Below are 22,731 nucleotides of genomic sequence, written 5' to 3' on the forward strand. Positions count from 1 at the left end.
CTAGCCGAGCGGGGTGTCCTGCGGAGCCACGATCCCGAACGCGTCCGCGAGGACGCGGCGCACCTCGTCGCCGTCGGCCAGCTCCCGCTCCTTGCGCGCGCCGGTGTCCGTGTCGGTCTCCACCAGGCTCCGCCCGGCGAGCGCCAAGTGCCGGTCGGCGAGCAGCCGTTGGGCGTGGAGGGTGGTGGCGAAGGGGGAGCGGGGGTTGGTCGCGATGTGCCAGTTGATGACCTCGAAGTCGGGCGCGAGGAACGGCTCGACGGTGAAGGCGTACTGGTCCTGCCAGCCGGGCCCCTCGGCCTCGATCGCGTACGCCTGCAGCACCCACTGCGGCAACGGCCCGCCGTCCGGCCGCCGGACGAGCCGGTGGCGGCGCGCACCGACGCGCACCTCCGCGTCCGCGACCAGTGGCATGGCCTCCACGATCGAGCCGATCGAGCCGAAGCCCACATCGGCGACGTAGGGCTGCTCCTCCCCGGGCACGTCGACGAGGAGCAGCATGTGCGTGCGCGGCCGTACCACCCCGCGCGCCCCGACCAGGACGCGCGCGGTCAGCCGGGTCACGCCGAAGCCGAGGGCCTCAAGTGCCGTGGCGAACAAGGTGTTGTGCTCGTAGCAGTAGCCGCCGCGCGCGCTCCGTACGAGCTTGGCCGTCAGGTCCGGGACGCTCAGGGACGGCGCCCGGCCGCGGACCGGATCGAGGTTCTCGAACGGGATGGCGTGCAGGTGGGCGCCGTTGAGGTCGCGCAGGGCGGCGGCGTCCGCGCGGCGTCCGCCGGGGCGGCCGATCCTGGCCAGGTAGGAGTCCAGGGCGAACTCGGCGGTGCTGCTGGGGTCGTGAGGGGGCATGGGGACGACCGTACACAGGCGTAATGAGCCACTTTTTCGGGAACTTGGGAATGTACGCCGTGCGATATTGCGCACACCGTACGGCATCCGTACGGTGTTCGACACAGCACGCTCCGTGCACGCTCACCCCCGAGCGACAGCGCGCCCCCACGCCGCCGACCAAGGAGCAGCGATGACGACCTTCCGTGACCGCGACGCCGCCGACGCCCCGCGCCTGTCCGTCCTCAAGGGGGAGGGCCGCACGCCGGAGCGGGACGACGCCGCCCCGACCGCGCGCCCCTCGCGGTGGCTGCGCGCCGTGCCGGAGGGGAATGAGGAGCAGGTGGCGGCCCGTGAAGAGGTGCGAACCGGGCGCGTGTGCCTCACATTCGATTACTGAGGGGCCTGTGCAGGGCCGGGTGCTGACGGACCGCTGAAAGGAACTGAGACCGCCCTCCCGGTTGCCGGGTACGGTCCGGTTACCGCGCAGCCCCTGCCCGAAAGGAGCTCTCGATGAGTGCCCTCGCGCTGTCGGTGCTGCTCTCCCTCGTCTCCGCCGTGGCCTACGCGGCGGGCGCCCTCCTCCAGGAGCAGGTGGCCGCGGCCAGTGCCGACCACGCGTACGCCCCGGTCCGCCGCCCGCGCTGGTGGATCGCCGTGGCGCTCAACGGGATCGGCGCCCTGCTGCACGTGACCGCGCTCGCCTGCGGGCCCCTCAGCCTGGTCCAGCCGCTCGGCGCCCTCACCATCGTCTTCGCCCTGCCGCTCGCCGCGCTCTTCCTGCGCCGCCCGGCCGGGGCCACCGCCTGGCGCGGTGCCGTCATGGCCACGGTGGGCCTCGCCGGGCTGCTCGCGCTGACCGGCGCCGCCGACTCCTCCGCGCTGCGCGGCGCCGACCGGATCGTGGTCGCGCTGGCCGCCTTCGCCGTCGTCACGGCCCTCACGGTGTGCGCCCGCGCCGCGCACCATCACCCCGTGGTGCGCGCCGCGCTCCTCGCGAGCGGCGCCGGGGTCGCCTTCGGCATGGCCTCCGTCTTCACCAAGAGCGTGGCCCTGGACTGGAGTTCAGCGGCGCTGCTCGGCCGGCTGCCCAGCCTCGCCGTCATCGCGGTGCTCGCCACCTGCGGGCTGCTCCTTTCGCAGGCGTCCTACCGCGGCGCCGGGCTCGCCGCGCCGCTCGCCGTGGTGACCGTCGTGAACCCGGTGGTCGCGGCCGTCGTCGGCCTCACCCTCTTCGGCGAGAGCTTCCGGTACGGGACGACGGGCACCCTCCTCGCCCTGGGCTGCGGCGTCGTCGCGGCGGGCGGCCTGATCCTGTTGACCACGGAGCGCATCGGCCGCACCGAGCCCGTGCGCACCGAGCCGCGCCCGGCCGTACCCGTCGAGGGGCCGCACCTCTCCGCGCTGCCGCGCCAGTCGCCCGTCGTGCGCCGCCACCCCGGCGCGGCGAGGGTCCGCGAGGAGAGCGGCGGGGCCCGGCGCGGAGCCGCCGACAACCCCTTCGTGTCCCGCTGATCGCTCGCATAGGCTGCATGAATGAGCATTCTGGATGACGCCCGCGCGGGCATGAACCCCGAGATCCGACCCCAGGACGACCTGTTCGGTCATGTGAACGGCCACTGGCTGGACACCGCCGTGATCCCCGAGGACCGCTCCAGCTGGGGCCCCTTCGTGGAGCTCGCCGACACCGCCGAGCAGCAGGTCAAGGAGATCATCCAGGAGCTGGCCGCGGACGCCTCGGGCCCGGACTCCGAGGACGCGCGCAAGATCGCCGCCCTGTACGCCTCCTTCATGGACGAGGAGCGCATCGCCGACCTCGGCCTCGCCCCGGTGGCGCCGCTCATCGAGGAGGTCGCCGGGCTGCGCGACCTGAAGGACCTGGCCGCCTTCCTCGGCCGGTTCGAGCGCGTCGGCGGCTCCGGCCTCTTCGGTACGTACATCGACACCGACGACCGCGACTCCGACCGCTACCTCTTCAACATCCTCCAGGGCGGCCTCGGCCTGCCCGACGAGTCGTACTACCGGGACGAGAAGTTCGCCGAGATCCGCGAGGCGTACGTCGGCTACCTCACCCAGCTCCTCACCCTCGCCGAGCACGCGGAGCCCGAGGCGGCCGCCCGCACGGTCCTCGCCCTCGACACGAAGCTCGCGTCCGGGCACTGGGAGCGCGCCGAGACCCGCGACGTGCAGAAGACCTACAACCTCACCACGCTCGACGAACTCACCGCCCTCGCCCCCGAGTTCGACTGGCACGGCTACGTCGAGGGCCTCGGCGGCACGGACGCGACGATCGCCGAGACCTGCGTCCGCCAGCCCTCCTACCTCGCCCACCTCTCGACGGTCCTCGCCGAGACCCCCGTCGAGCAGTGGCGGGACTGGACGCTCACCCGCGTCCTGCGGGCCTGCGCGCCCTACCTCACCGACGCGTTCGTGCAGAACAACTTCGAGTTCTACGGGCGCACCCTGAACGGCACGCCGGAGCTGCGCGCCCGCTGGAAGCGCGGGGTCCAGTTCGTCGAGGGCGCCATCGGCGAGGCCGTCGGCAAGGTGTACGTGGCCCGGCACTTCCCGCCGAGCTCCAAGGCGCTGATGGACGACCTGGTCGCCAACCTCCTGGAGGCGTACCGCCAGTCCATCGCCCGGCTCGACTGGATGACCGACGAGACGAAGGAGCGGGCGTACGAGAAGCTCGCCACCTTCCGCCCCAAGATCGGCTACCCCGACACCTTCCGGGACTACTCGGCCCTCCAGGTCGGCGCCGACGACCTGCTCGGCAACGCCCAGGCCGCGGCCGCCTTCGAGTCCGACCGGCAGCTCGCCAAGATCGGCGCCCCGGTCGACCGCGACGAGTGGTTCATGCTGCCGCAGACCGTCAACGCCTACTACAACCCGGGCACCAACGAGATCTGCTTCCCCGCGGGCATCCTGCAGAAGCCGTTCTTCGCGCCCGACGCCGACGCGGCCGAGAACTACGGCGGCATCGGCGCCGTCATCGGCCACGAGATCGGCCACGGCTTCGACGACCAGGGCGCGCAGTACGACGGCGCGGGCAACCTCAACGACTGGTGGACCGCCGCCGACAAGACCGCCTTCGAGGCCAAGTCCAAGGCCCTGGTCAAGCAGTACGACGCCTTCTCGCCGCGCAACCTCCCCGGCGAGTTCGTCAACGGCTCCCTCACTGTCGGCGAGAACATCGGCGACCTCGGCGGCCTGACCATCGGCCACACCGCCTACCTGATCTCCCTCGACGGCGCCCCGCTGCCCGAGAGCGACGGACTCACCGGCTCCCAGCGGCTCTTCCTCAACTGGGCCTACGTCTGGCGCACCAAGCGCCGCAAGGAGCAGGAGCAGCAGTACCTGACCATCGACCCGCACTCGCCGCCGGAGTTCCGCGCCAACATCGTGCGCAACCTCGACGAGTTCCACGAGGCGTTCGGCACCGCCGAGGGCGACGGGCTGTGGCTCGACCCGACGGAGCGCGTCCGCATCTGGTGAAGACGTGAGGGCCAACGGCCCGGTGTGAAAACTGAGTTGGCCCGCGCGGCACCCACGGATACCGTGATCGCCGCGCGGGCCACCGCGCTTTTCCCTACGCGCGAGGGGGCGGGGTACGCGACGTGAAGACGCATCGGCTCGGTGACACCACCGTGGAGGTCACCGAACTCGGCTTCGGCGGCGGCCCCTTGGGCGGGCTCTTCGCACCCCTGGACGACGCCACGGCGGCCGGGGCGCTCGCCGCCGCCTGGGACAGCGGCATCCGCACGTACGACACCTCACCGCACTACGGCATCGGCCACTCCGAGCGCCGCACCGGCGAGCTCCTGCGCACCAAGCGGCGCGCGGAGTTCACCCTCTCCACCAAGGTGGGCCGCCTGCTCGTCCCGCAGGACCCGCGGGGCCGCACCGACGAGGGCTTCGAGGTGCCCGCCACGCACCGCCGCGTCTGGGACTTCACCCGGGACGGCATCCGGCGCAGCGTCGAGGACTCGCTCACACGCATGGGCGTGGACCGCATCGACGTGCTCTACCTGCACGACGCGGAGCGGCACTTCGACGCCGCCCTGCGCGAGGGCTACCCCGCCCTCGCCGAGCTGCGCGCCGAGGGCCTGGTCGGGGCGGTCGGCGCCGGGATGTACGACACGGCGATGCTGACCACGCTCGTCCGGGAGACCGACGCCGACGTCGTGATGCTCTCCGGCCACTACACGCTGCTCGAACACGACGCCCTGGACACGCTGTTGCCCGCCTGCGCGGAGCGGGGCGTCTCCCTCGTCGCCGCCTCCGTCTTCAACTCCGGCCTCCTCGCCACGCCCCGGCCCGCCGAGGGCGCCTACTTCGACTACGTGCCCGCCTCGGCACAGCGGCTGCGCCGCGCGCACCGCGTCGCGGACGTGTGCGAGGCGCACGGGGTGACGCTGCCGCAGGCCGCGATGGCCTTTCCGCTGCGGCACCCCGTGGTCGCGGGCATCGTCGTCGGCATGCGCTCGGCGGACGAAGTCCTCGCGAACGTCGCCGCGTTCGAGGCGCACATCCCGGAGGGGCTCTGGGGAGATCTGCTGAGCGAGGGCCTCATCGACGAGCGGGCGGCGGCGGTCGGAGCCTGAGACGGGGGTGTACGGGGTCCGGCCTCACCGGGTCCATGCCGTACGGGGCTACGCCTTCCTCAGTTCGCTCACGAGCTCGAACGACCGCACCCGGTCGGCGACTTCGTAGACCGGCGTGACCATCATCAGCTCGTCGGCGCCCGTCGCCTCCGCGATCCGGTGCAGCGCAGCCTCCACCGACTCCGGTGTGCCCTTGGCCTGTTGGGCCCCGTACGCGGCGAGCGCCGCCTCGTCCTCGGGGCTGAAGACGTGCTCGGCCGCCGCGGCCGGGCTGGGGAAGGGCAGCTCGCCCTGCCGCTTGAGCAGCCCTGCCTTCACCACCTCCATGGGCCGGGACAGCTCGACGGCCCGCTCCTCGGTGTCCGCGCACACCGTCTCGACGCAGACGAGGACGCGGGGCTCCGCACCCCACCGCGACGGACGGAACGCGTCGCGGTAACGCCCCACCACCTCAAGGGTGTTGTCGGGCCGGATGTGATGGGCCACCGCGACCGGCAGGCCGAGCTCGCCCGCCAGCGTGCCGCCCGCGGCGCTCGACGCGAGCAGCCAGGGCTCGGGCAGCTCGCCGAAGCCGACCTCGACGAGGAAGTCCAGCGTGGCCGCGACGTCGCGGCGGTACTCCTCGTCCGTGGCGGGATCCGCGCCCCGGCGCAGCGCCCGCACCGTCTCCGCGTGGAAGGTGCCGGGCCCGCGCCCGATGCCGAGGTCGACACGGCCCGGGTGGAGGGCGGCGAGCGTCGTGAACTGCTCGGCCACCATCAGCGGGGCGTGGTTGGGCGCGAGCACCCCGCCCGAGCCGACCCGCAGTCCGGTCGTGGCGGAGCCGATGTGCGCGCTCAGGACGGCGGGCGGGAAGGCCCCGATGGAGGGGGAGCGGTGGTGCTCGGCGAACCACAGGCGGTGATAGCCGAGCCGGTCGAGCGCGAGGGCGGTCTCCTCGGCGTTGCGGAGGGCGGCGGAGGTCGGTGTCCCGGCCTCGACCATGGCGACTTCCAGGGCGGAGAGAGGCAGTTCGATCACCTGTCCACCATAAGCGGCCGTGCAGGAGCGGCCGTGACATTTGTACGGGCGAGACGGAGACATGCGGATCTGCCGGACCCGGGCCCGCCCCCCGACGATGAAGGGAGCGGCGACAAGGCCGAGGCGGACAGCGGAACCCGGAGGTGCGAGGCTCATGGAGACAGTGGTCACGGGGGACAGGACGGTGCCGGAGAGCGGCACGTACGACATCGACGCTGCGGCGTCGACGGTGCGGTTCCGGATGAGCGCGTTCTTCGGACTCCTCCCCGTGCGGGGCGACTTCGCCGTCGCGGGCGGCCGGATCACGGTCTCCGACTCGCTCCCGGCCTCGACGGTGGACGTCTCGCTCCGCGCGGACACCTTCGCGTCGGGGGTGGCGCGCCGCGACGCACACGTGAAGTCCGCGGACTACCTGGACGCGGCGACGTACCCCGACATCACCTTCACCAGCGGCGGCCTGAGCGTGCCGCCGGCCGGACTGGCCACGCTGCCCGGCGAGTTGACGGTGCGCGGCGTGACCCGCCCCGTCACGGTGACCGTCGACGCGGTGGACGTGACGGACGGACGCCTGACGGTCCGCGCCTCGGCCACCGTCGACCGCTACGCGTTCGGCGTGACCGCGGCGAAGGGCATGACCGGCCGCCGCCTGAAGATGCTCATCGCGGTGCGGGCGGATCTGCGCCCGGCCGGACGCGACCGTGCGCACACGGTCTAGTCGTTCGGCACCTCGGGCTCGGGCAGCCCTTGCCATGCCTGGACCGCCAGCAGCGCCACCGTGTCCTGCGACGTCCCCGGCTCCACGGCGATCTGGACCACGAGTCCGTCCGGCATCAGCGCGATCCGCGATTCCGTCCACGGCTCCTCGCTCCACTCGTCCGGCATGGCGACCCCCTCTCCACGGCGTCCGCATCGCTGGCGCGGTCGGCCGGCAGGCATCGGGTTCCCCACGGGGGAGGGGGTCATGCGTGGGCTCAGGGTGCGGAGCACCCCCCTGTGTGCGCGAAGATGCCGGGATGGACTACGAGTACTGGACCGAGATCCACGCGCGCGGCGGCATTCCCGCCGTGAAGAGCGCCCTGGAGGAGCTGACCGAGGCGGACGGTGCCGATCCGCAGCGCGTGGACGCCGCCGTCGAGGCGGCCCTGCAGGTCATCGCGGACGACACCGCCCGCCTCCAGGCGCGGGCCGACCAGGCGGAGGAGCGCCTGCGGCAGCTGCGCGAGGAGGCGGCGGAGGTGGAGCGCCAGGTCGAGGCGGGCCCTTCGCGGGAGGGCTAACTGCCCGGCGTGGCCTGGTCGTTGGTCGTCACCCGGACGTAGTCGACGACGAGCTGCTGCGGGAAGCTCGTGCTGCCGTCCGGGTCGCCGGGCCAGTAGCCGCCCACGGCGAGGTTGAGGATCAGGAAGAACGGCTTGTTGAACACCCACTGCTTGCCGTTGACGTCGGCCGGGGTGCGGGTCTGGTAGACGTTCCCGTCCACGGACCACTTCACGGAGTCGGGGCTCCAGTCCACCGCGAAGGTGTGGAAGTCGTCGGCGAACTGCTGTCCGTTCGGGAGGGTGTAGGCGGCGCCGACGCCGCCTGAGCCGGAGTAGCCGGGGCCGTGCAGCGTGCCGTGCACCGTGCTCGGCTCGAAGCCGACGTTCTCCATGATGTCGACCTCGCCGCAGGCGGGCCAGCCCGCGCTGCCGATGTCGTCGCCGAGCATCCAGAAGGCGGGCCACATGCCCTGGCCGCGCGGTACCTTCATGCGCGCCTCGACATGGCCGTACGCGCGCGTGAACTTGCCCGCCGTGTTCAGGCGGGCCGAGGTGTACTCGCACCGCCCGTACCAGCACTGGTAGTTGCCCGGGTTCTCCTTGCGCGCCGTGATCACCAGGTTGCCCTGGCCGTCGAGGGCGGCGTTGTTGTTGCCCGGCGTGTAGTACTGCCGCTCGTGGTTGTTGACGTTGTCGCCGGTCTCGATCTGCCACTTGGAGCCGTCGACGGCGGCTCCGGCGGGCCCGTCGAAGTTGTCCGTGAAGGCGTCGGCCTTGGCGGCGGCGGGGACGGCGGCCGGGGCGGGGGCCGCGGTCGCGCCGCCGGGTATCGCGGTGAGGACGCCGGCGCAGGCGGCGAGGGCGAGCGCGCAGCGGGCCGCGCGGGAAGCGGAGGGCATGGTCATCACGTCACTTCGTGTGGGGGGCGTACGGTCGTGCGCATGACAATGTGGCGTCGAGACGTGAACGCTGAGAGCGCTCAACTCCCGCGCTTTCTTCAGTACTTGATTTAAGAGAGAGGGTGTGGCGCCGTCAAGGAGTTGGTGCGGACCAGGCGGGCCGCACGGCGATGTGACGGGAGAGCGGCCCGCGGACAAACGGGACATGAGCGGCTGTCGGCGCGACATCGCCGCAGGTGAGTGCGCCTTACATGCACCAGGGTCGTCTCCTCCCCCAGGAGGAGACGCCGCCTGTGGCCGTACATCAAACGCGGGCCCGGAGTCCAGCTTGGAGGCTGACTTTCTCCCCCGGAACAGTGGCGATTATGTAAGGGATTCTTGTTCGACCGCCCGCCGCGCACAGCCTGCGCCGGGCGGTCACGCCTGCCTGCCAATTCCCGACGGGGGTCCCTTTCGCCGTGGCTACGTTCCTCTACAAACTCGGCCGCCTCGCCTTCCGGCGACGCTGGTACGTCGCGCTGATATGGGTGGCGCTGCTCGTCGGGGTCGGCGCCGCCTCCTCGATGGCGCCCAAGCCGCCCGCCGACAGCTTCTCCATGCCCGGCACGGAGTCGCAGAAGGCGTTCGACCTGCTGGAGAAGAAGTTCCCCGCCGCCAGCGCCGACGGCGCCAGCGCGCGCGTCGTCATCCGCGCCCCCGAGGGCGAGAAGCTGACGGCCGCCGCCCAGAAGGCGGAGGTCGAGAAGCTGGTCGGCGCCCTCGGCAAGGGCCCGCAGGTCGCCTCGGTCGCGGACCCCTACAAGGCGGGCGCCGTCTCCAAGGACGGCTCCACGGCGTACGCGGCGGTGACCTACAAGGTCCCCGGCACGGAGCTGACCGACAAGGCGCACGACGCGCAGACCAAGGCCATCGGCGACACCCGCAAGGCGGGCTTCACCGTCGAGGCCGGTGGTGACGCCGTCGAGGCCGAGCAGGAGATGGGCGGCAGCGCCGAACTCATCGGCATCGCCGTCTCCGCGGTCGTCCTCCTCATCACCTTCGGCTCCCTGGTCGCCGCGGGCATGCCGCTGCTGACCGCCGTCATCGGCGTCGGCATCGGAGTCTCCGGCATCGCCGCCCTCGGCAGCACCTTGGAGCTCTCCAGCACGACCTCCACTCTCGCGACGATGATCGGCCTCGCCGTCGGCATCGACTACGCCCTCTTCATCGTCTCCCGCTACCGCGCGGAGATCGCCGAGGGCCGCGAACCGGAGGACGCCGCGGGCCGGGCCACCGGAACCGCGGGCTCCGCCGTGGTCTTCGCCGGTCTCACCGTGATCGTGGCCCTCTCCGGCCTCGCCATCGTCAACATCCCGATCCTCACCAAGATGGGCCTGGCCGCCGCCGGCACGGTCGCCGTCGCCGTCCTCATCGCGCTCACGATGATCCCCGCGCTGCTCGGCTTCGCGCGCCGCGTGGTGCTGCGCCGCAAGGACCGCAAGAAGACCGCGGCCGACTTCGCCGCGGCCGCGCAGGGCAAGCCCAAGCTCGGCACCCGCTGGGCCCGCTTCGTGCTGCGCCGCCCGCTGCCCGTCCTGCTCGTCGCGGTGTTCGGCCTCGGCGCCGTCGCCGTGCCCGCCACCAGCCTGGAGCTCGGCCTGCCCGACGAGGGCACCTCGGCGCCGGACAGCACGCAGCGCAAGGCGTACGACATGCTGTCCCAGTCGTTCGGCAAGGGCTTCAACGGCCCGCTCACCATCACAGTGGACGGCAAGGACGCCAAGGGCGCGGCCGACACCGTCGGCAAGGAGCTCAAGAAGGTCGACGGCGTCGTCGCCGTCGCCCCGCCGCAGACCAACAAGCCCGGCGACACCGCCATCTTCAGCGTCACCCCGAGCACTGGCCCGAGCGACCACAAGACCGAGGAACTGGTCAAGGAGATCCGCTCGACCGTCGGCGGCCTGGAGTCGAAGACCGGCGCCGAGATCCTGGTCACCGGCCAGACGGCCATGACCATCGACTTCTCGCAGACCCTGAACGACGCGCTCATCCCGTATCTGCTGCTCGTCGTGGGCCTGGCCTTCCTGCTCCTGATGCTGGTGTTCCGCTCGGTCCTGGTGCCCCTCAAGGCGGCGCTCGGCTTCCTGCTCTCGGTGGCCGCCGCGCTCGGCGCCGTCGTCGCGGTCTTCCAGTGGGGCTGGCTCGCCGACGTGTTCGGCGTGGAGCAGCCCGGCCCGATCATGAGCATGATGCCGATCTTCATGATCGGTGTGGTCTTCGGCCTGGCCATGGACTACGAGGTGTTCCTCGTGACGCGGATGCGCGAGGCGTACGTCCACGGGGCGCGCCCCGGCGAGGCCGTCGTCACCGGCTTCACGCACGGCGGCCGTGTCGTGGCCGCCGCCGCGATCATCATGACCAGCGTCTTCTCCGGCTTCATCATGGAGAACAACGACATGGTCAAGATGATGGGCTTCGGCCTCGCGATCGCCGTCCTCTTCGACGCCTTCGTGGTCCGCATGGCCATCGTCCCCGCGGTCCTCGCGCTGCTCGGCAAGAGCGCCTGGTGGCTGCCGCGCTGGCTGGACAAGGTCCTGCCGAACGTGGACGTCGAGGGCGAGAAGCTGCACCAGCAGCTCGGCGACAACGCGCGGCCCGGCAACGGCCCCGGCGAGGTGCCGGACGCCGACGGGGAGCGCGAGCTGCAGCCCGTCCGCTGACCCTGCATTGAATGAACGTCGGCCCGGTGACCTCAAGCTCAAGAGGTCACCGGGCCGACGTCGTTGCGGTCCGTTCATCCGTGGTTCTGTCCGCAATCGGTCAGCCCACGGATTTCGTACGCGCCGCGGGGCCAGACTGCCGCTGTCCGCCGGCCCCCGCGGCCACGCCTCGAGGCAGGGAGTTCCCCGTGATCACCGAAGTGAGTGCCGGGCTCGACCGGGACGTGTTCATGCCCGCCCGGTCCACCGCCGACGACGGCTTCGACCTCGAGGTGCAGCGTGCGGCGGGCCCGCTCGCGATGGCCGCCGTCACCGAGGTCTGCGACCGGTGCTGCGGCGCGCAGGGCCTCGAGGGCCACTGCTGCTGAGCGCCCCCGCGGGAAGCGGGCGGCTCCGCGCTACGCCTTCTGCGCGCCGTCGTAGACCTGCCAGGCCGCGTCCCGGAAGTACGCCCAGTACGCCGCGCCCCAGGAGCCGAAGTAGCTCGCGGTCTGCATCGCCTCGCCGTTGCTCTGGTAGTTCACGACGAACGGCCCGCCGCTCGCCCCGCCCGAGAGCCCGTTGCACGGGTTGATGCTGACCCCGCCCTGCTGTGCGTCGGACGGCATGCCCTCGCACCACACCGCGTAGTCCTTGTCGCCGGGGATGCCCAGGGCGTGCGCGTAGTTGTTGGTCGGCTGGTTGAAGCCGATGCCCGAGCTGCCGACCGTGTCCTGGACGTGCCCGCCGCCGTTGCCGCCCGTGCTCAGGACGATGAACGCGTTGTCGCCGCCGGGGCTCTTGTCGTCGACGCGCCAGCCCATGGAGCGCCAGTTCCACCAGCCCTGCGGGGCGTTGCCGCGGTCGTAGCCGGGCGCGAAGCGGAAGTTGGTGTACGTCTGGCCGGTGTCGATGTCCATGACGCAGTGCCGGGCCGTGGCGATGACGTCACGGTTGTTGCTGGTGACCACGTTGGCGGAGCAGATGTAGTCGCCCTTGCCGGGCACGGTGAACACCAGGCGGCCGAGGGTGCCCCACACGCTGGCCTGTGCGCCGACGGCGTTCTTCGGGGTGGTCGCCGGGAGGCGTCTGGGCTTGCCGGCCGGCTCCTTGGCGGCGGCGGAGGGGGCCGGTGCCGTGGCTAAGCCGGCCTTCGCGGACTTCGCCGCCTTCTTGGCCAGCTCGGTGGCGGGCTTGGCGTGCGCGAGGCGGCTCGGCGTCCAGTAGGCGTCGAGCTTCTCGGACGGGGTGTGGTTGGTGGCGGTGTCGACCACGTCGCTGCGCGGGGGCTGAACCGGACCGGGCTCGGCCGTCGCCTGGCCGACGGCGGCCAGGGCGAGCCCGGCCGCGCCCATGAGGGCAAGTGCTGTACGACGCACGGGAGTTCCCCTTCGTGGAGAGTGGGAGAAACAGGATCCCCGTGAGCATCAGGAGTGGCAATCAATGCGAGGTGAACGCCGGAGCGGCCAGACGTTGATCCCCGATCCCCCGATCCCCCGATCCCCCGATTCCCGGATTCCGCGATCCGCGATTCTCCGGCTTCCCCGATTCCGGGATTCTCCGACTTCGACGATTCCGGGATCCCGCGATGTCCCGTGCCGCTCACGCCTCCGGCAGCACCGCGTCCTTCGCCTTGTCCCCGGCGGGCAGCTGGTCCGCGTAGCCGCCCTCGGTCCACACCAGCTTCTTGAACTGCTCCGGCGTCAGCTGCCCCGGCCACGGCCGGCCGCCCGGACAGAACACGGTCGTGCAGCCGTAGCAGTAGCGCGCGGGCCGCCACACCCGCTCGGCGCGCTCCTCGCCCGCCCGCGCCGCCGCCCGGTCCCTGCCGCCGTCGCGCACCACCATGAGGGTCAGGGCGAAGGCGACGACGGCCAGGACGAGTCCGCCGACGATGTACAGCGGCTTGTCCTGCTCCTTGCCCATGTAGGCGAGGCCGCCGCCGATCATGAGGCTGATGACCGTGCCCTCGATGAAGTGCAGACAGCCGTCGCCGCCGGTGTCCGGAGCCATTTCCAGACGGGAGTTGAGCTTCTCGCGCAGCGCGCCCTTCCCGCCGCGCGCCTCCTCGACCGGCCGTGTCTCCTGACCCCCGCATCCGGGACATACGAGGTCAACCGGGCTGTCCGTCGCTTCCGTCGCCATGGTCGCGGACCCTATCGGACGCTTGTACGGGGCCAGTTGGGCACCCCCGCCCCACCCGGCCCGAATGGCCGATCCCTGAGGGCGTCCCTCCATATCGGTTGCGTGGCGCGGTCCGGGCCCGGAACTCTCGTGTCACGCTCGGCCCGTCCGCGCGACGCACCGCTGCGCACAACTCGTCCGTCCTGGAGGCACGTTGACCACGCCCGCCCCGTCCGGCCGTCCCGTCGAGTCCGATGATCCGTGTGCCGACACGTCCAGAGCCGGGCTCTCCCGGCGCCGGCTCCTCCAGGCCGGGGCCACGGTCGGCGCCGCGGCCGGGGTGACGGCCGCCACCGGCCCGCTCGCGGCCGCCGCGGCCGCCGCCGCGTCCGCGACTCCCGAGGCCCCCGCCCTGCCGCGCACCGCACAGGCGAGCGGCACGACCACCACCACGATCACGGTCACCGCCGCCACCAACGGCGCCGCCACCCTCGCGCCCACGCCCGACGGGCCCCTCGTCGCCGAGGTGCAGAACGTGCTGTGGTCCGTGCCCCGCGAGGGCGGCCGCGCCACCGCCCTCACCCCGCCCGGCCTCGAACCCACCCGCCCCGTGCTCTCCCGGGACGGGCGGCAACTCGCCGTCTGCGCCTACCGGGGCGGCGGCTTCCACCTCTGGACGCTCGCGCCCGACGGCACCGACCTCGTGCAGCGCACCGACGGGCCCTGGGACGACCGGGCTCCCGCCTGGTCACCGGACGGGCGCCGCCTCGCCTTCGCCTCCGAGCGCAGCGGGGATCCGGTCGGCGGCAGCCCGTACCGGATCTGGGTGCTCACCCTCGAAACCGGTCAACTCGCCCCGCTGACCGGCCTCGACGGGCAGGACGGGCCCCACCAGTCCGGCCCCTGGGAGGACTTCGACCCGGTGTGGTCCGCCGACGGGCGGCGCGTGCTCTTCGTGCGGGGCGCCGTCGTGAAGGGGCCGAACGGGCCCGCCCTCAAGGCCCGCACCCTCGCCTCCGTGGCCGCCGACGGCACCGGCCCGGTGCGCACCGAGTACCAGGAGAGCGCCGAGGCCGAGGTGATGACGCCCGCCGTCTCGCCGGACGGCCGCATCGCGCACCTGCGCACCACGCCGCAGCCCGCAGGGAGCTGCACGCTCGTCGTGGCCGGGAAGGCCGTCGCGGTCGGCGGCGACGTGGCGCCGGTGCCGCCGCGCTGGGTGGGGCGGGAGGAGCTTCTCCTCACCGTGGACGGCCAGTTCACCCTCGTACGGGCCGATGATCCCGGCGCCGCGCGGCGCATCCCCTTCAGCGCCGAGCTGCCCGTCACCCGGCCCCGGTACCGGATCAAGGAGTACGACCTCGACGGACACGCCGCGCGGCCGGTGCGCGGGGTGCACCTGCCCGCCCTCTCGCCGGACGGCCGCCGCGTCGCGTTCGCCGCCCTCAACTCCCTCTGGATCGCCGACGCCGACGGCAAGCGGCGGCCGCGCGCCCTCGTGCGCGCCCGCGCAAGCCGCTACCTCCTCGCGCCCGTCTGGACCCCCGACGGCACCGCCCTCCTGTACGCCGACGACCGCGACGGACTCCTCGCGATCCGCCGCCACGACCTCGACTCCGGCAAGGACACCGTGCTCGCGAGCGGCGGCCGGGTCTTCCCCGCGCTCTCCCCGGACGGGCGCCGCCTCGCCTGCCTCGACCTGGCCGGGAACCTCCTGGTGCGCGAGCTGGCCACCGGAGAGGAACGCACGCTCGCCGCGCCGCTGGGCGGCGGTGGCGTCCCGGGCCCGCCCAGCTGGTCGGCGGACGGCAGGCACCTCGCGCTCTGCGACCGCAACCGGCTCAACATGCGCTTCCGCGAGGGCTACAACCTCGTCCGCGTCGTCGACGCCGCCACCGGCACTGCGCGCCTGCACGCCCCCGCCCCGCACCTCTCGCTCGCCGACCGCTACGCCTCCGGTCCCGTATGGTCGCCCGACGGCCGCACCATGGCGTTCGTCTCCGAGTCGGCGCTGTGGCTGCTCCCCGTCCGCGCGGACGGCACCCCCGACGGCGAGCCGCGGATGCTCGCCGACGAGCCCGCCGACCACCCCTCCTGGTCGGGCGACTCCCGCACACTGCTCTACCAGTCGGCGGGCCGCCTGCGCCGCGTCGACGCCGAGGGCGGCGCACCCCGCACCGTCCCCGTGCGCCTCAGCTACCGCAGGCCCCGCACCGAGGAGACGGTCGTGCACGCGGGGCGGCTGTGGGACGGGACCGGGGAGCGGGTCCGCGAGGACGTGGACGTCGTCGTGCGGGACGGGCGCATCGCCGAGGTGGCCCCGCACCGCGCGGGACGCCCGGCGGCCCGCCGCGTCGACGCCTCCGGGCTGACCGTCCTGCCGGGCCTGTGGGACGCCCACACCCACCCCTGGCAGACCACCTACGGAGGGCGCCAGACCGCGACCCAGCTCGCCTACGGCATCACCACCGCCGTCTCGCTCGGCGGCTTCTCCTACGAACAGGCGCGCCTGCGCGAGGCGATCACCGCCGGAGCGCTCGCGGGCCCGCGCCTGCTGTCCACCGGCGAACTCCTCGACGGCGCCCGCGTCGCGTACAGCATGGGCCGCGCCCACCGCACCGAGGAGGGACTGCGCCGCTCCCTGGCCCGGGGTGCCGCGCTGGACTGGGACTTCGTCAAGACGTATGTGCGCGCGCCGGGTTGGGTGATGAAGGCGGCGGCCGACTTCGCGCACGAGCGGCTCGGCGTGCGCTCGGGCAGCCATCTGTGCACCCCCGGATCCCAGCTCGGCCAGGATCTGACGACCCATCTGCAGGCCACCCAGCGGCTGGAGTTCGGGCACGCCATCACCGCGAGCGGCCACGCGCAGCAGGACGTCGAGGAGATCTACACCGGCGGCAACGGCTTCCACCTCATCGCCACGCCCTTCGGCGCCCTCAGCCTCCTCGGCGCCGACCCCGCGCTCGCCCGGGACCCGCGCGTGACCCGGCTGCTGCCGCCCTGGGACGTCCAGTCCATCGAGCAGCGCGCGGGGACCCCGCCGACGCGCGACGAACTCGCCTGGCTGGACCGGGAGACCGCGATCTACCGGCGGATCCTGGCCGGGGGCGGCCTCATCGCCCTCGGCACGGACGCGCCCCTCGTCCCGCTCGGCCTCCACCTCCACCTGGCCCTGCGCGCCCTGCACCGCGCCGGACTCACCCCGGCCCAGACCCTGCGCACCGCCACGGCGCTGCCCGCCCGGGTGTTCGGCGCGGACCGCGACCTCGGCACGGTCGAGGAGGGCAGGCTCGCCGACCTCACCCTCGTCGACGGCGACCCCTTCACGGACTTCGACGCCCTGATCCGCACGGTGTCGGTGGTGCGGGGCGGCCAGGTCTTCCGACAGGACGACCTGGTGGGGGAGTTCCCCGAGTCCCCCGCCGCGCGCAAGGAAGCGGCGGCCGGAGGAGGGGCGGACGCGCGGCACTGGGCGGCCGTCGGCCGCCAGCTGCGCCGGGACAGCTGCTGCGACGGGGCGGTGGACTGACGGGCGGAGAGGGAGAACTCGGCGGGCTTACAAGAACTCGACGGGCTTACGCGCGGTCGCCCGGCGGCCGCCGACGCCGTTCAAGGACCTTCAGGGCCCGCTCGCCCCACCGGAGGTTCTCCCGCTCGAAGTCGATGCCGCGCAGCAGCGTGAGATAGGGGCCGATGCGCCGGGCGCTCTCGAAGAACTCGTCTTCGGAGCGCCCGCGCAGCATCCGGCCGCGCAGCCGCTCGTAGTGGTCCAGCTTGGCGGCCGCCCACTCCATCCGCTCGGTCACCGCCGCCCGCACGGCGTCCAGGTCGCCCACGTCGGCGCAGCGCACCTTGACCAGCAGCTCGTCGCGGACGGCGGTGGGCCGGGCGGACGGCTCGGCCGTGTACGCGCGCAGCGCCGCGCGGCCGGAATCGGTGAGGGAGAAGACGCGCTTGTTGGGGCGGCCCTCCTGCTCCACGGCGCGCGCGGCGACCAGGCCCTCGCCCTCCATGCGGTCCAGCTCCCGGTAGAGCTGCTGGGGCGTGGCCGTCCAGAAGTTGGCGACCGAGGCGTCGAACTGCTTGGCCAGGTCGTAGCCGGACGCCTCGCCGTCCAGGAGGGCCGCCATCACCGCGTTGCGCAGAGCCATTGCGCCATTAGACCAGCTCGGCCTAGGGTCCGGAGCACTGACCTAGTCAATTTGTTGTCTATGAAGTCTCTGAGAGGCGGGCCCATGCACTCCTTCCGCAAGGCGGTCGAGGCCAACGACCTGGACGCCGTGGAGGCGCTCCTTGCCGACGACGTCGTCTTCACCAGCCCGGTCGTCTTCAAGCCGTACCAGGGCAAGGCGATCACGGCCGCGGTCCTGCGGGCCGTCGTGCGCGTCTTCGAGGACTTCCACTACGTACGCGAGATCGGGAACCCGGACGGTCGCGACCACGCCTTCGTGTTCGCCGCGACCGTCGCGGGCAAGCAGATCCAGGGCTGCGACTTCCTGCACTTCGACGACGAGGGGAAGATCGACGACTTCACCGTCATGGTCCGCCCGCTCTCGGCGGCCCAGGCCCTCGCGCAGGAGATGGGCGCCCAGTTCGAGCGGATCGCGCAGGAGGCGGCCGGGAAGTAGCGGATGCCCGCGGCCGACTTCACCGCCGCCCGGCGCGCCCGCCTCTCGGCCCGCTTCCCCGGCGAGCGGCTCATCGTCCCCGCGGGCGAGCTGCGCGTGCGCACGGGGAGCTCTGGGCCGGCCGCCGCCCCGACCTGGCCGAGGCCGGGCGCATGACCGGGATCCGCTGTGCCCCGCTGCGCACCCTGCCCCTGTCCGGCCGCTTCTCTCCCGTCCAGCGCCAGGTGTACGAGCTCGTGCTCGCCGCCCAGGACGCGGGCATCGCGGCCCTGAAGCCGGGCGCCCGCTTCCGCGACCTCCACCGCTCCGCGATGCGTGTCATCGCCGAAGGGCTCGTGGAATGGGCGGTGTTGAGCGGCGCCGACGGCGACCTCCACCGCCGCTGCACCCGGCTGATGTCGGACGCCCTGCCGCGCGCGGCGGACGACGTCGAGGCGTGGATGGGGGCGCTGCTCGACGGCGTGTGACCGGGCCGTCCGAGGACCCACGTGCCCAAGTGCCCGTCCGGGCGAGCGTGTTGGAGGTCTTGGCAAGCCAAGTGCAATGTGAAATATTACTGACGTGCTCACGAGAGATTCCTCGGACGTGATCGTCGTCGGCGCCGGAGTGATCGGCGCCGCCTGTGCCTACTACGCGGCCAAGGCGGGCCTGTCCGTCACCGTGATCGACCGCGGCCCCGTCGCGGGCGGCACCACCGGCTCCGGCGAGGGCAACCTCCTGGTCTCCGACAAGCAGCCCGGTGCCGAGCTCGAACTCGCCCTGCTCTCCTGCCGGTTGTGGCGCGAGCTCGCCACCGTCCTGCCGCCGCGCATCGAGTACGAGGAGAAGGGCGGCCTCGTCGTCGCGGCCGACTACGGCAGCATGAGCGCCCTCTGCGACTTCGCCGCCGCCCAGCGCGCGGCGGGCGTCACCGCCGTCGAGGTGCCCGCCGACCGGCTCCGCGAGGCCGAGCCCCACCTCGCGCCCGACCTCGCGGGCGGCTTCCACTACCCGCAGGACGCCCAGGTCCAGCCCGCCCTCGCCGCCGCGCACCTGCTGCGCGCCGCCGGGCCGAGGGTGCGGCTGCGCCTGGGCAAGGAGGTCACCGGGCTGCTCACCGGGCCCGACGGGCGCATACGCGGGGTGCGCACCCCCGTCGGGGAGGTGCACGCGCCCGCCGTCGTCAACGCCGCGGGCACCTGGGGCGGCGAGCTCGCCCAACGCGCCGGCGTGGCCCTGCCGGTGCGGCCCCGCCGCGGCTTCGTCCTGGTCACCGAGCCGCTGCCCCGGCTCGTCCGGCACAAGGTCTACGCCGCCGACTATGTGAGCGACGTCGCCAGCGACTCCGCGGCGCTGCAGACCTCCGCCGTCGTCGAGGGCACCCCCGCGGGCCCCGTCCTCATCGGTGCGAGCCGTGAGCGCGTCGGCTTCGACCGCACGCTCTCCACGGCCGCGCTCAGCCGCCTCGCCGCGCAGGCCACCCGGCTCTTCCCCGCCCTCGTCCGGGTGCGGGCGCTGCGCACGTACGCCGGATTCCGCCCCTACCTGCCCGACCACCTGCCCGCGATCGGCCCCGACCCGCGTCTGCCCGGACTGCTGCACGCCTGTGGGCACGAGGGTGCGGGCATCGGGCTCGCCCCGGCGACCGGGCTGCTCATCGCGCGCTGGCTCACCGGGGCCGAACCGCCCCTGGACGCGGGCCCGTTCCGGCCTGAACGCTTCACCTCGGCCGCCTGAGAGCGGTGGCCGACCCCCCCACTGACTTCCCCCCGAGTGAAAGGAGGCCCCGCGGTGGCTGCCCGCACCCCCTCGGAGCCCTGCGGCGAACCCGTCCCGTTCACCTTCGACGGCCGCACCCTGACCGCCAGGCCCGGACAGTCGGTGGCCGCCGCGCTGTGGGCGGCGGGCATCCTCGCCTGGCGCACCACCCGCCACGGCGGCCACCCGCGCGGCGCCTTCTGCGGCATCGGCCACTGCCACGACTGCCTGGCCACCATCGACGGCCGCCCCAACCTGCGGGCCTGCCTGGTCCCCGTCCGGTCCGGCACCGTGGTCACCACCCAGGAAGGGCACGGTCATGGCACGCCCGGCGCGTGACGGGGGAGGGGGCATCGCCGACAGCCGCCCCGGCAGCCGTCCCGACAGCCGCGCCGACGGCCTGGCCGATGACCTCGCCGTCGACCTCGCGGTCATCGGCGCGGGCGCCGCCGGGCTCGCCGGGGCCGCCACTGCCGCCGAACTCGGCCTCACCGTCGCCCTGTTGGACTCCTCGCCCCGGCTCGGCGGCCAGTTCTACCGGCACCCGGACCCCGCCCTCGGACCGCCACGGCACAACTGGCCCGCCTTCGACGACCTGCTGCGGCGCGTACGGGACGCCGACGGCCTCCGGCACCTCGCCGGGCACCAGGTGTGGACCGTCACCCGGGACGCCGAGGACCGGCAGCGGAGCGTGCGCCGCCAGTGGAGCGTGCACGCGCTCGCCGGGACCGACGGCGACCCGGCGGCGGAGCGGCCGGTGCGGGTCAGGGCCCGCGCGGTGCTGCTCGCGACCGGGACGTACGAACGCCAACTCCCCTTCCCCGGCTGGACGCTGCCCGGCGTCGTGGGCGCCGGGGGAGCGCAGGCCATGCTCAAGTCCCACCTCGTCCTGCCCGGCAAGCGCGTCGTCGTGGCGGGCAGCGGGCCGCTCCTGCTGGCCGTGGCGGCCTCGCTCGCCGCCGCCGGGGCCCGCGTGCCGGCCCTCGTCGAGGCCACGGGCTACGAGCGCTACGCCCGCCACCCCCGCACCCTCGCCGCCAACCCCGACAAGCTCACCGAGTCCGCCGGCCATGCCGCCGCGCTGCTGCGCCACCGCATCCGCCCGTACCCGCGCAGCGCCGTCACCCAGGTGCACGGCACCGACCGCGTGGAGGCCGTCACCGTCAGCCGCCTCGACCGCGACTGGCGGCCCCGGCCCGGCACCCAACACCGCATCGCCTGCGACGCGTTGGCCGTCGGGTTCGGACTCGTCCCGCAGATCGAGCTCGCCACCCAGCTCGGCTGCGCCACCCGCCGCACCCCGGACGGCACCCACGCCCTGCTCCTGGACGCCCGCCAGCAGACCTCCGTGCCCGGCCTGTGGGCGGCGGGCGAGACCGGCGGCGTCGGCGGGGTCCGACTGGCCCGTACCGAAGGGGAGTTGGCGGCCCACGCCATCGCCGCCCGGCTGCGCGGCCGCCCCGCCCTCGCCACGGGCCCCCGGGTGCGCACGCTGCTGGCCCGCCGCACCCACATGCGGGCCTTCGCCGAGACCATGACCGCAGCCCACGCGCCCGGCCCCGGCTGGACCGACTGGCTCGACGACGCCACGGACGTCTGCCGCTGCGAAGAGGTCACCGCGGGCGGCGTCCGCGAAGCCGTCGCCGACCTCGGCGCCCGCGACGCGCGCACCGTGAAGCTGCTGACCCGGGCGGGCATGGGCTGGTGCCAGGGCCGTCTGTGCGGGGCGGCCGTCGCCTGCCTCAGCGCCCGGCAGGAGGTGGCTCCCTCCTCGCCCGAGCGCCGCCCCTTCGCCGTGCCCGTCCCGCTGGCGGCCCTCGCCGAGCTCCCGCAAGAGGCAGAGGGGGGAGGGGCGTTGAACGAAGAGAAAGGAGGGGGTTGAGCGAAGAGAGGCACCGTAAGCAGTAGTCCGCACCGACCTCCGCCCCCCCGCCACAGAAGGTCACCGCCCCCATCACAGAAGGACGGCCCCGCACATGAACGCTCCCCTCTGGACCGCCGACCGACCCTGGCGCGGCATCATGGTCGCCACCGCCCTGCCGCTGCGCGCGGACCTCTCGGTCGACCACGACGCCTACGCCACCCATGTGCGGTGGCTGCTCGACCACGGCTGCGACGGCGTCGTGCCCAACGGCTCGCTCGGCGAGTACCAGACGCTCACCGAGGCCGAACGCGCCCAAGTCGTGCGCACCGCCGTCGCCGCCGCCGGGGACGGCGCCCGGGTGATGCCGGGCGTCGCCGCGTACGGCAGCGCCGAGTCCCGCCGCTGGACCGAACAGGCGGCCGAGGCGGGCTGCGGCAGTGTCCTGCTGCTGCCGCCCAACGCCTACCGTGCCGACGAGGCGGCCGTCCGCGCCCACTACGCCGAGGTGGCCGCGGCCGGACTGCCCGTCGTCGCGTACAACAACCCCATCGACACGAAGGTCGACCTCACGCCCGCGCTCCTGGCCGGGCTCCACGACGAGGGCAGCATCGTGGCGGTCAAGGAGTTCAGCGGCGACGTGCGACGTGCGTACGAGCTGGCCGAACTCGCCCCGGAGCTGGACCTGTTGATCGGCGCCGACGACGTGCTCCTGGAGCTCGCCGTGGCGGGCGCCGTCGGCTGGGTCGCCGGCTACCCGAACGCCTTCCCCGACTCCTGCGCCGCCCTCTTCCGCGCCGCCGTCGCCGGGGACCTGGCCACCGCGCTGCCCCTGTACCGGGCCCTGCACCCGCTGCTGCGCTGGGACTCCAAGACCGAGTTCGTCCAGGCCATCAAGTTGTCCATGGACCTGACCGGCCGCCACGGCGGCCCCGTGCGGCCGCCCCGCACCCCGCTCGCGGCGGCCGCGGCGGACGCGGTGCGGGAGGCGACGGAGAAGGGCATCGCCGAGGGCCACCGCTGAGCGAGGACCGATCAGAGCGGACCGAGCACAGCGAACCGAGCACAGCGAACCGGGACAGACCGGATAGAG

Annotated in this window: 22 protein-coding genes and 1 pseudogene; 16 read left to right on the forward strand and 7 right to left on the reverse strand. The window is 73.5% G+C overall.

The window, feature by feature from the left end; genetic code table 11:
* Complete coding sequence (locus tag ACQB60_RS21755; protein ID WP_496927723.1) at nucleotides 1-849, reverse strand: arylamine N-acetyltransferase family protein; 849 nt, start codon at nucleotides 847-849, stop codon at nucleotides 1-3.
* Nucleotides 850-1,021: 172 nt separating this feature from the next.
* On the opposite strand from ACQB60_RS21755, the gene ACQB60_RS21760 reads away from it, so the two are divergent.
* The 4 genes from ACQB60_RS21760 to ACQB60_RS21775 all read left to right on the forward strand — a co-directional run bounded on the left by ACQB60_RS21760 (nucleotide 1,022) and on the right by ACQB60_RS21775 (nucleotide 5,432).
* On the forward strand, nucleotides 1,022-1,228 hold the full coding sequence (locus tag ACQB60_RS21760; protein ID WP_496927724.1) for a hypothetical protein: 207 nt from the start codon (nucleotides 1,022-1,024) through the stop codon (nucleotides 1,226-1,228).
* Nucleotides 1,229-1,341: 113 nt separating this feature from the next.
* Complete coding sequence (locus tag ACQB60_RS21765) at nucleotides 1,342-2,343, forward strand: DMT family transporter (RefSeq protein WP_496927725.1); 1,002 nt, start codon at nucleotides 1,342-1,344, stop codon at nucleotides 2,341-2,343.
* Between the two features lie 21 nt (nucleotides 2,344-2,364).
* Complete coding sequence (locus tag ACQB60_RS21770) at nucleotides 2,365-4,323, forward strand: M13 family metallopeptidase (protein WP_496927726.1); 1,959 nt, start codon at nucleotides 2,365-2,367, stop codon at nucleotides 4,321-4,323.
* Nucleotides 4,324-4,445: 122 nt separating this feature from the next.
* Nucleotides 4,446-5,432 (forward strand): aldo/keto reductase, encoded by a 987-nt coding sequence (locus ACQB60_RS21775; RefSeq protein ID WP_496927727.1) that lies wholly within the window; start codon nucleotides 4,446-4,448, stop codon nucleotides 5,430-5,432.
* A gap of 48 nt (nucleotides 5,433-5,480) precedes the next feature.
* On the opposite strand, the gene ACQB60_RS21780 is transcribed toward ACQB60_RS21775, so the two are convergent.
* Nucleotides 5,481-6,452 carry an LLM class flavin-dependent oxidoreductase gene (locus ACQB60_RS21780; RefSeq protein WP_496927728.1) on the reverse strand — a complete coding sequence of 324 codons (972 nt, stop codon included), beginning with the start codon at nucleotides 6,450-6,452 and terminating at the stop codon, nucleotides 5,481-5,483.
* A 154-nt stretch (nucleotides 6,453-6,606) separates the two neighbouring features.
* Here ACQB60_RS21780 and ACQB60_RS21785 point away from each other — a divergent pair, with 154 nt between their 5' ends.
* Nucleotides 6,607-7,167, forward strand: coding sequence for a YceI family protein (locus tag ACQB60_RS21785; protein WP_496927729.1), 561 nt, complete (start codon nucleotides 6,607-6,609; stop codon nucleotides 7,165-7,167).
* Here the strand turns inward: ACQB60_RS21785 and ACQB60_RS21790 are convergent.
* Nucleotides 7,164-7,334 carry a hypothetical protein gene (locus ACQB60_RS21790; protein WP_496927730.1) on the reverse strand — a complete coding sequence of 57 codons (171 nt, stop codon included), beginning with the start codon at nucleotides 7,332-7,334 and terminating at the stop codon, nucleotides 7,164-7,166. The genes ACQB60_RS21785 and ACQB60_RS21790 overlap by 4 nt on opposite strands.
* Before the next feature lie 113 nt (nucleotides 7,335-7,447).
* On the opposite strand from ACQB60_RS21790, the gene ACQB60_RS21795 reads away from it, so the two are divergent.
* A complete protein-coding gene (locus ACQB60_RS21795; RefSeq protein ID WP_496927731.1) occupies nucleotides 7,448-7,729 on the forward strand; it encodes a hypothetical protein in 282 nt (93 codons plus the stop codon).
* On the opposite strand, the gene ACQB60_RS21800 is transcribed toward ACQB60_RS21795, so the two are convergent.
* Entirely contained in the window at nucleotides 7,726-8,616 is an 891-nt protein-coding gene (locus ACQB60_RS21800) for a glycoside hydrolase family 16 protein (RefSeq protein WP_496927732.1), read from the reverse strand. The genes ACQB60_RS21795 and ACQB60_RS21800 overlap by 4 nt on opposite strands.
* A 452-nt stretch (nucleotides 8,617-9,068) precedes the next feature.
* On the opposite strand from ACQB60_RS21800, the gene ACQB60_RS21805 reads away from it, so the two are divergent.
* Both ACQB60_RS21805 and ACQB60_RS21810 read left to right on the forward strand, forming a co-directional pair.
* A complete protein-coding gene (locus ACQB60_RS21805; protein WP_496927733.1) occupies nucleotides 9,069-11,309 on the forward strand; it encodes an MMPL family transporter in 2,241 nt (746 codons plus the stop codon).
* A 188-nt stretch (nucleotides 11,310-11,497) separates the two neighbouring features.
* Complete coding sequence (locus tag ACQB60_RS21810; RefSeq protein ID WP_496927734.1) at nucleotides 11,498-11,677, forward strand: hypothetical protein; 180 nt, start codon at nucleotides 11,498-11,500, stop codon at nucleotides 11,675-11,677.
* A gap of 30 nt (nucleotides 11,678-11,707) precedes the next feature.
* Here the strand turns inward: ACQB60_RS21810 and ACQB60_RS21815 are convergent, their stop codons facing one another.
* A complete protein-coding gene (locus tag ACQB60_RS21815; RefSeq protein ID WP_496927735.1) occupies nucleotides 11,708-12,667 on the reverse strand; it encodes a trypsin-like serine peptidase in 960 nt (319 codons plus the stop codon).
* Between the two features lie 223 nt (nucleotides 12,668-12,890).
* On the reverse strand, nucleotides 12,891-13,433 hold the full coding sequence (locus ACQB60_RS21820; protein WP_496927736.1) for a hypothetical protein: 543 nt from the start codon (nucleotides 13,431-13,433) through the stop codon (nucleotides 12,891-12,893).
* Nucleotides 13,434-13,626: 193 nt separating this feature from the next.
* Here ACQB60_RS21820 and ACQB60_RS21825 point away from each other — a divergent pair, with 193 nt between their 5' ends.
* Nucleotides 13,627-16,941, forward strand: a complete 3,315-nt coding sequence (locus ACQB60_RS21825; RefSeq protein ID WP_496927737.1) for an amidohydrolase family protein — start codon at nucleotides 13,627-13,629, stop codon at nucleotides 16,939-16,941.
* 46 nt (nucleotides 16,942-16,987) lie between these two features.
* Here ACQB60_RS21825 and ACQB60_RS21830 read toward each other — a convergent pair whose 3' ends face one another.
* Complete coding sequence (locus ACQB60_RS21830) at nucleotides 16,988-17,563, reverse strand: PadR family transcriptional regulator (RefSeq protein ID WP_496927738.1); 576 nt, start codon at nucleotides 17,561-17,563, stop codon at nucleotides 16,988-16,990.
* 84 nt (nucleotides 17,564-17,647) lie between these two features.
* Here ACQB60_RS21830 and ACQB60_RS21835 point away from each other — a divergent pair, with 84 nt between their 5' ends.
* The 7 genes and pseudogenes from ACQB60_RS21835 (at nucleotide 17,648) to ACQB60_RS21865 (ending at nucleotide 22,662) form a co-directional block, all read left to right on the forward strand.
* On the forward strand, nucleotides 17,648-18,040 hold the full coding sequence (locus ACQB60_RS21835; RefSeq protein ID WP_496927955.1) for a nuclear transport factor 2 family protein: 393 nt from the start codon (nucleotides 17,648-17,650) through the stop codon (nucleotides 18,038-18,040).
* A gap of 3 nt (nucleotides 18,041-18,043) precedes the next feature.
* Complete coding sequence (locus ACQB60_RS21840; RefSeq protein ID WP_496927739.1) at nucleotides 18,044-18,196, forward strand: hypothetical protein; 153 nt, start codon at nucleotides 18,044-18,046, stop codon at nucleotides 18,194-18,196.
* Between the two features lie 23 nt (nucleotides 18,197-18,219).
* Nucleotides 18,220-18,429, forward strand: a pseudogene (locus tag ACQB60_RS21845) (M24 family metallopeptidase); the annotation flags it as partial.
* Between the two features lie 172 nt (nucleotides 18,430-18,601).
* Nucleotides 18,602-19,756 (forward strand): NAD(P)/FAD-dependent oxidoreductase, encoded by a 1,155-nt coding sequence (locus ACQB60_RS21850; protein ID WP_496927740.1) that lies wholly within the window; start codon nucleotides 18,602-18,604, stop codon nucleotides 19,754-19,756.
* A 54-nt stretch (nucleotides 19,757-19,810) separates the two neighbouring features.
* Nucleotides 19,811-20,116, forward strand: a complete 306-nt coding sequence (locus tag ACQB60_RS21855) for a (2Fe-2S)-binding protein (RefSeq protein ID WP_496927741.1) — start codon at nucleotides 19,811-19,813, stop codon at nucleotides 20,114-20,116.
* The gene (locus ACQB60_RS21860; RefSeq protein WP_496927742.1) at nucleotides 20,097-21,659 is read left to right on the forward strand and encodes an FAD-dependent oxidoreductase; all 1,563 of its coding nucleotides are present in this window, start codon (nucleotides 20,097-20,099) and stop codon (nucleotides 21,657-21,659) included. The genes ACQB60_RS21855 and ACQB60_RS21860 overlap by 20 nt, the downstream gene beginning before the upstream one ends.
* Nucleotides 21,660-21,753: 94 nt before the next feature.
* On the forward strand, nucleotides 21,754-22,662 hold the full coding sequence (locus tag ACQB60_RS21865; RefSeq protein WP_496927743.1) for a dihydrodipicolinate synthase family protein: 909 nt from the start codon (nucleotides 21,754-21,756) through the stop codon (nucleotides 22,660-22,662).
* The last annotated feature ends 69 nt before the right edge of the window (nucleotides 22,663-22,731 follow it).

This window comes from Streptomyces odontotermitis, assembly GCF_050510915.1.
Lineage (GTDB): Bacteria > Actinomycetota > Actinomycetes > Streptomycetales > Streptomycetaceae > Streptomyces.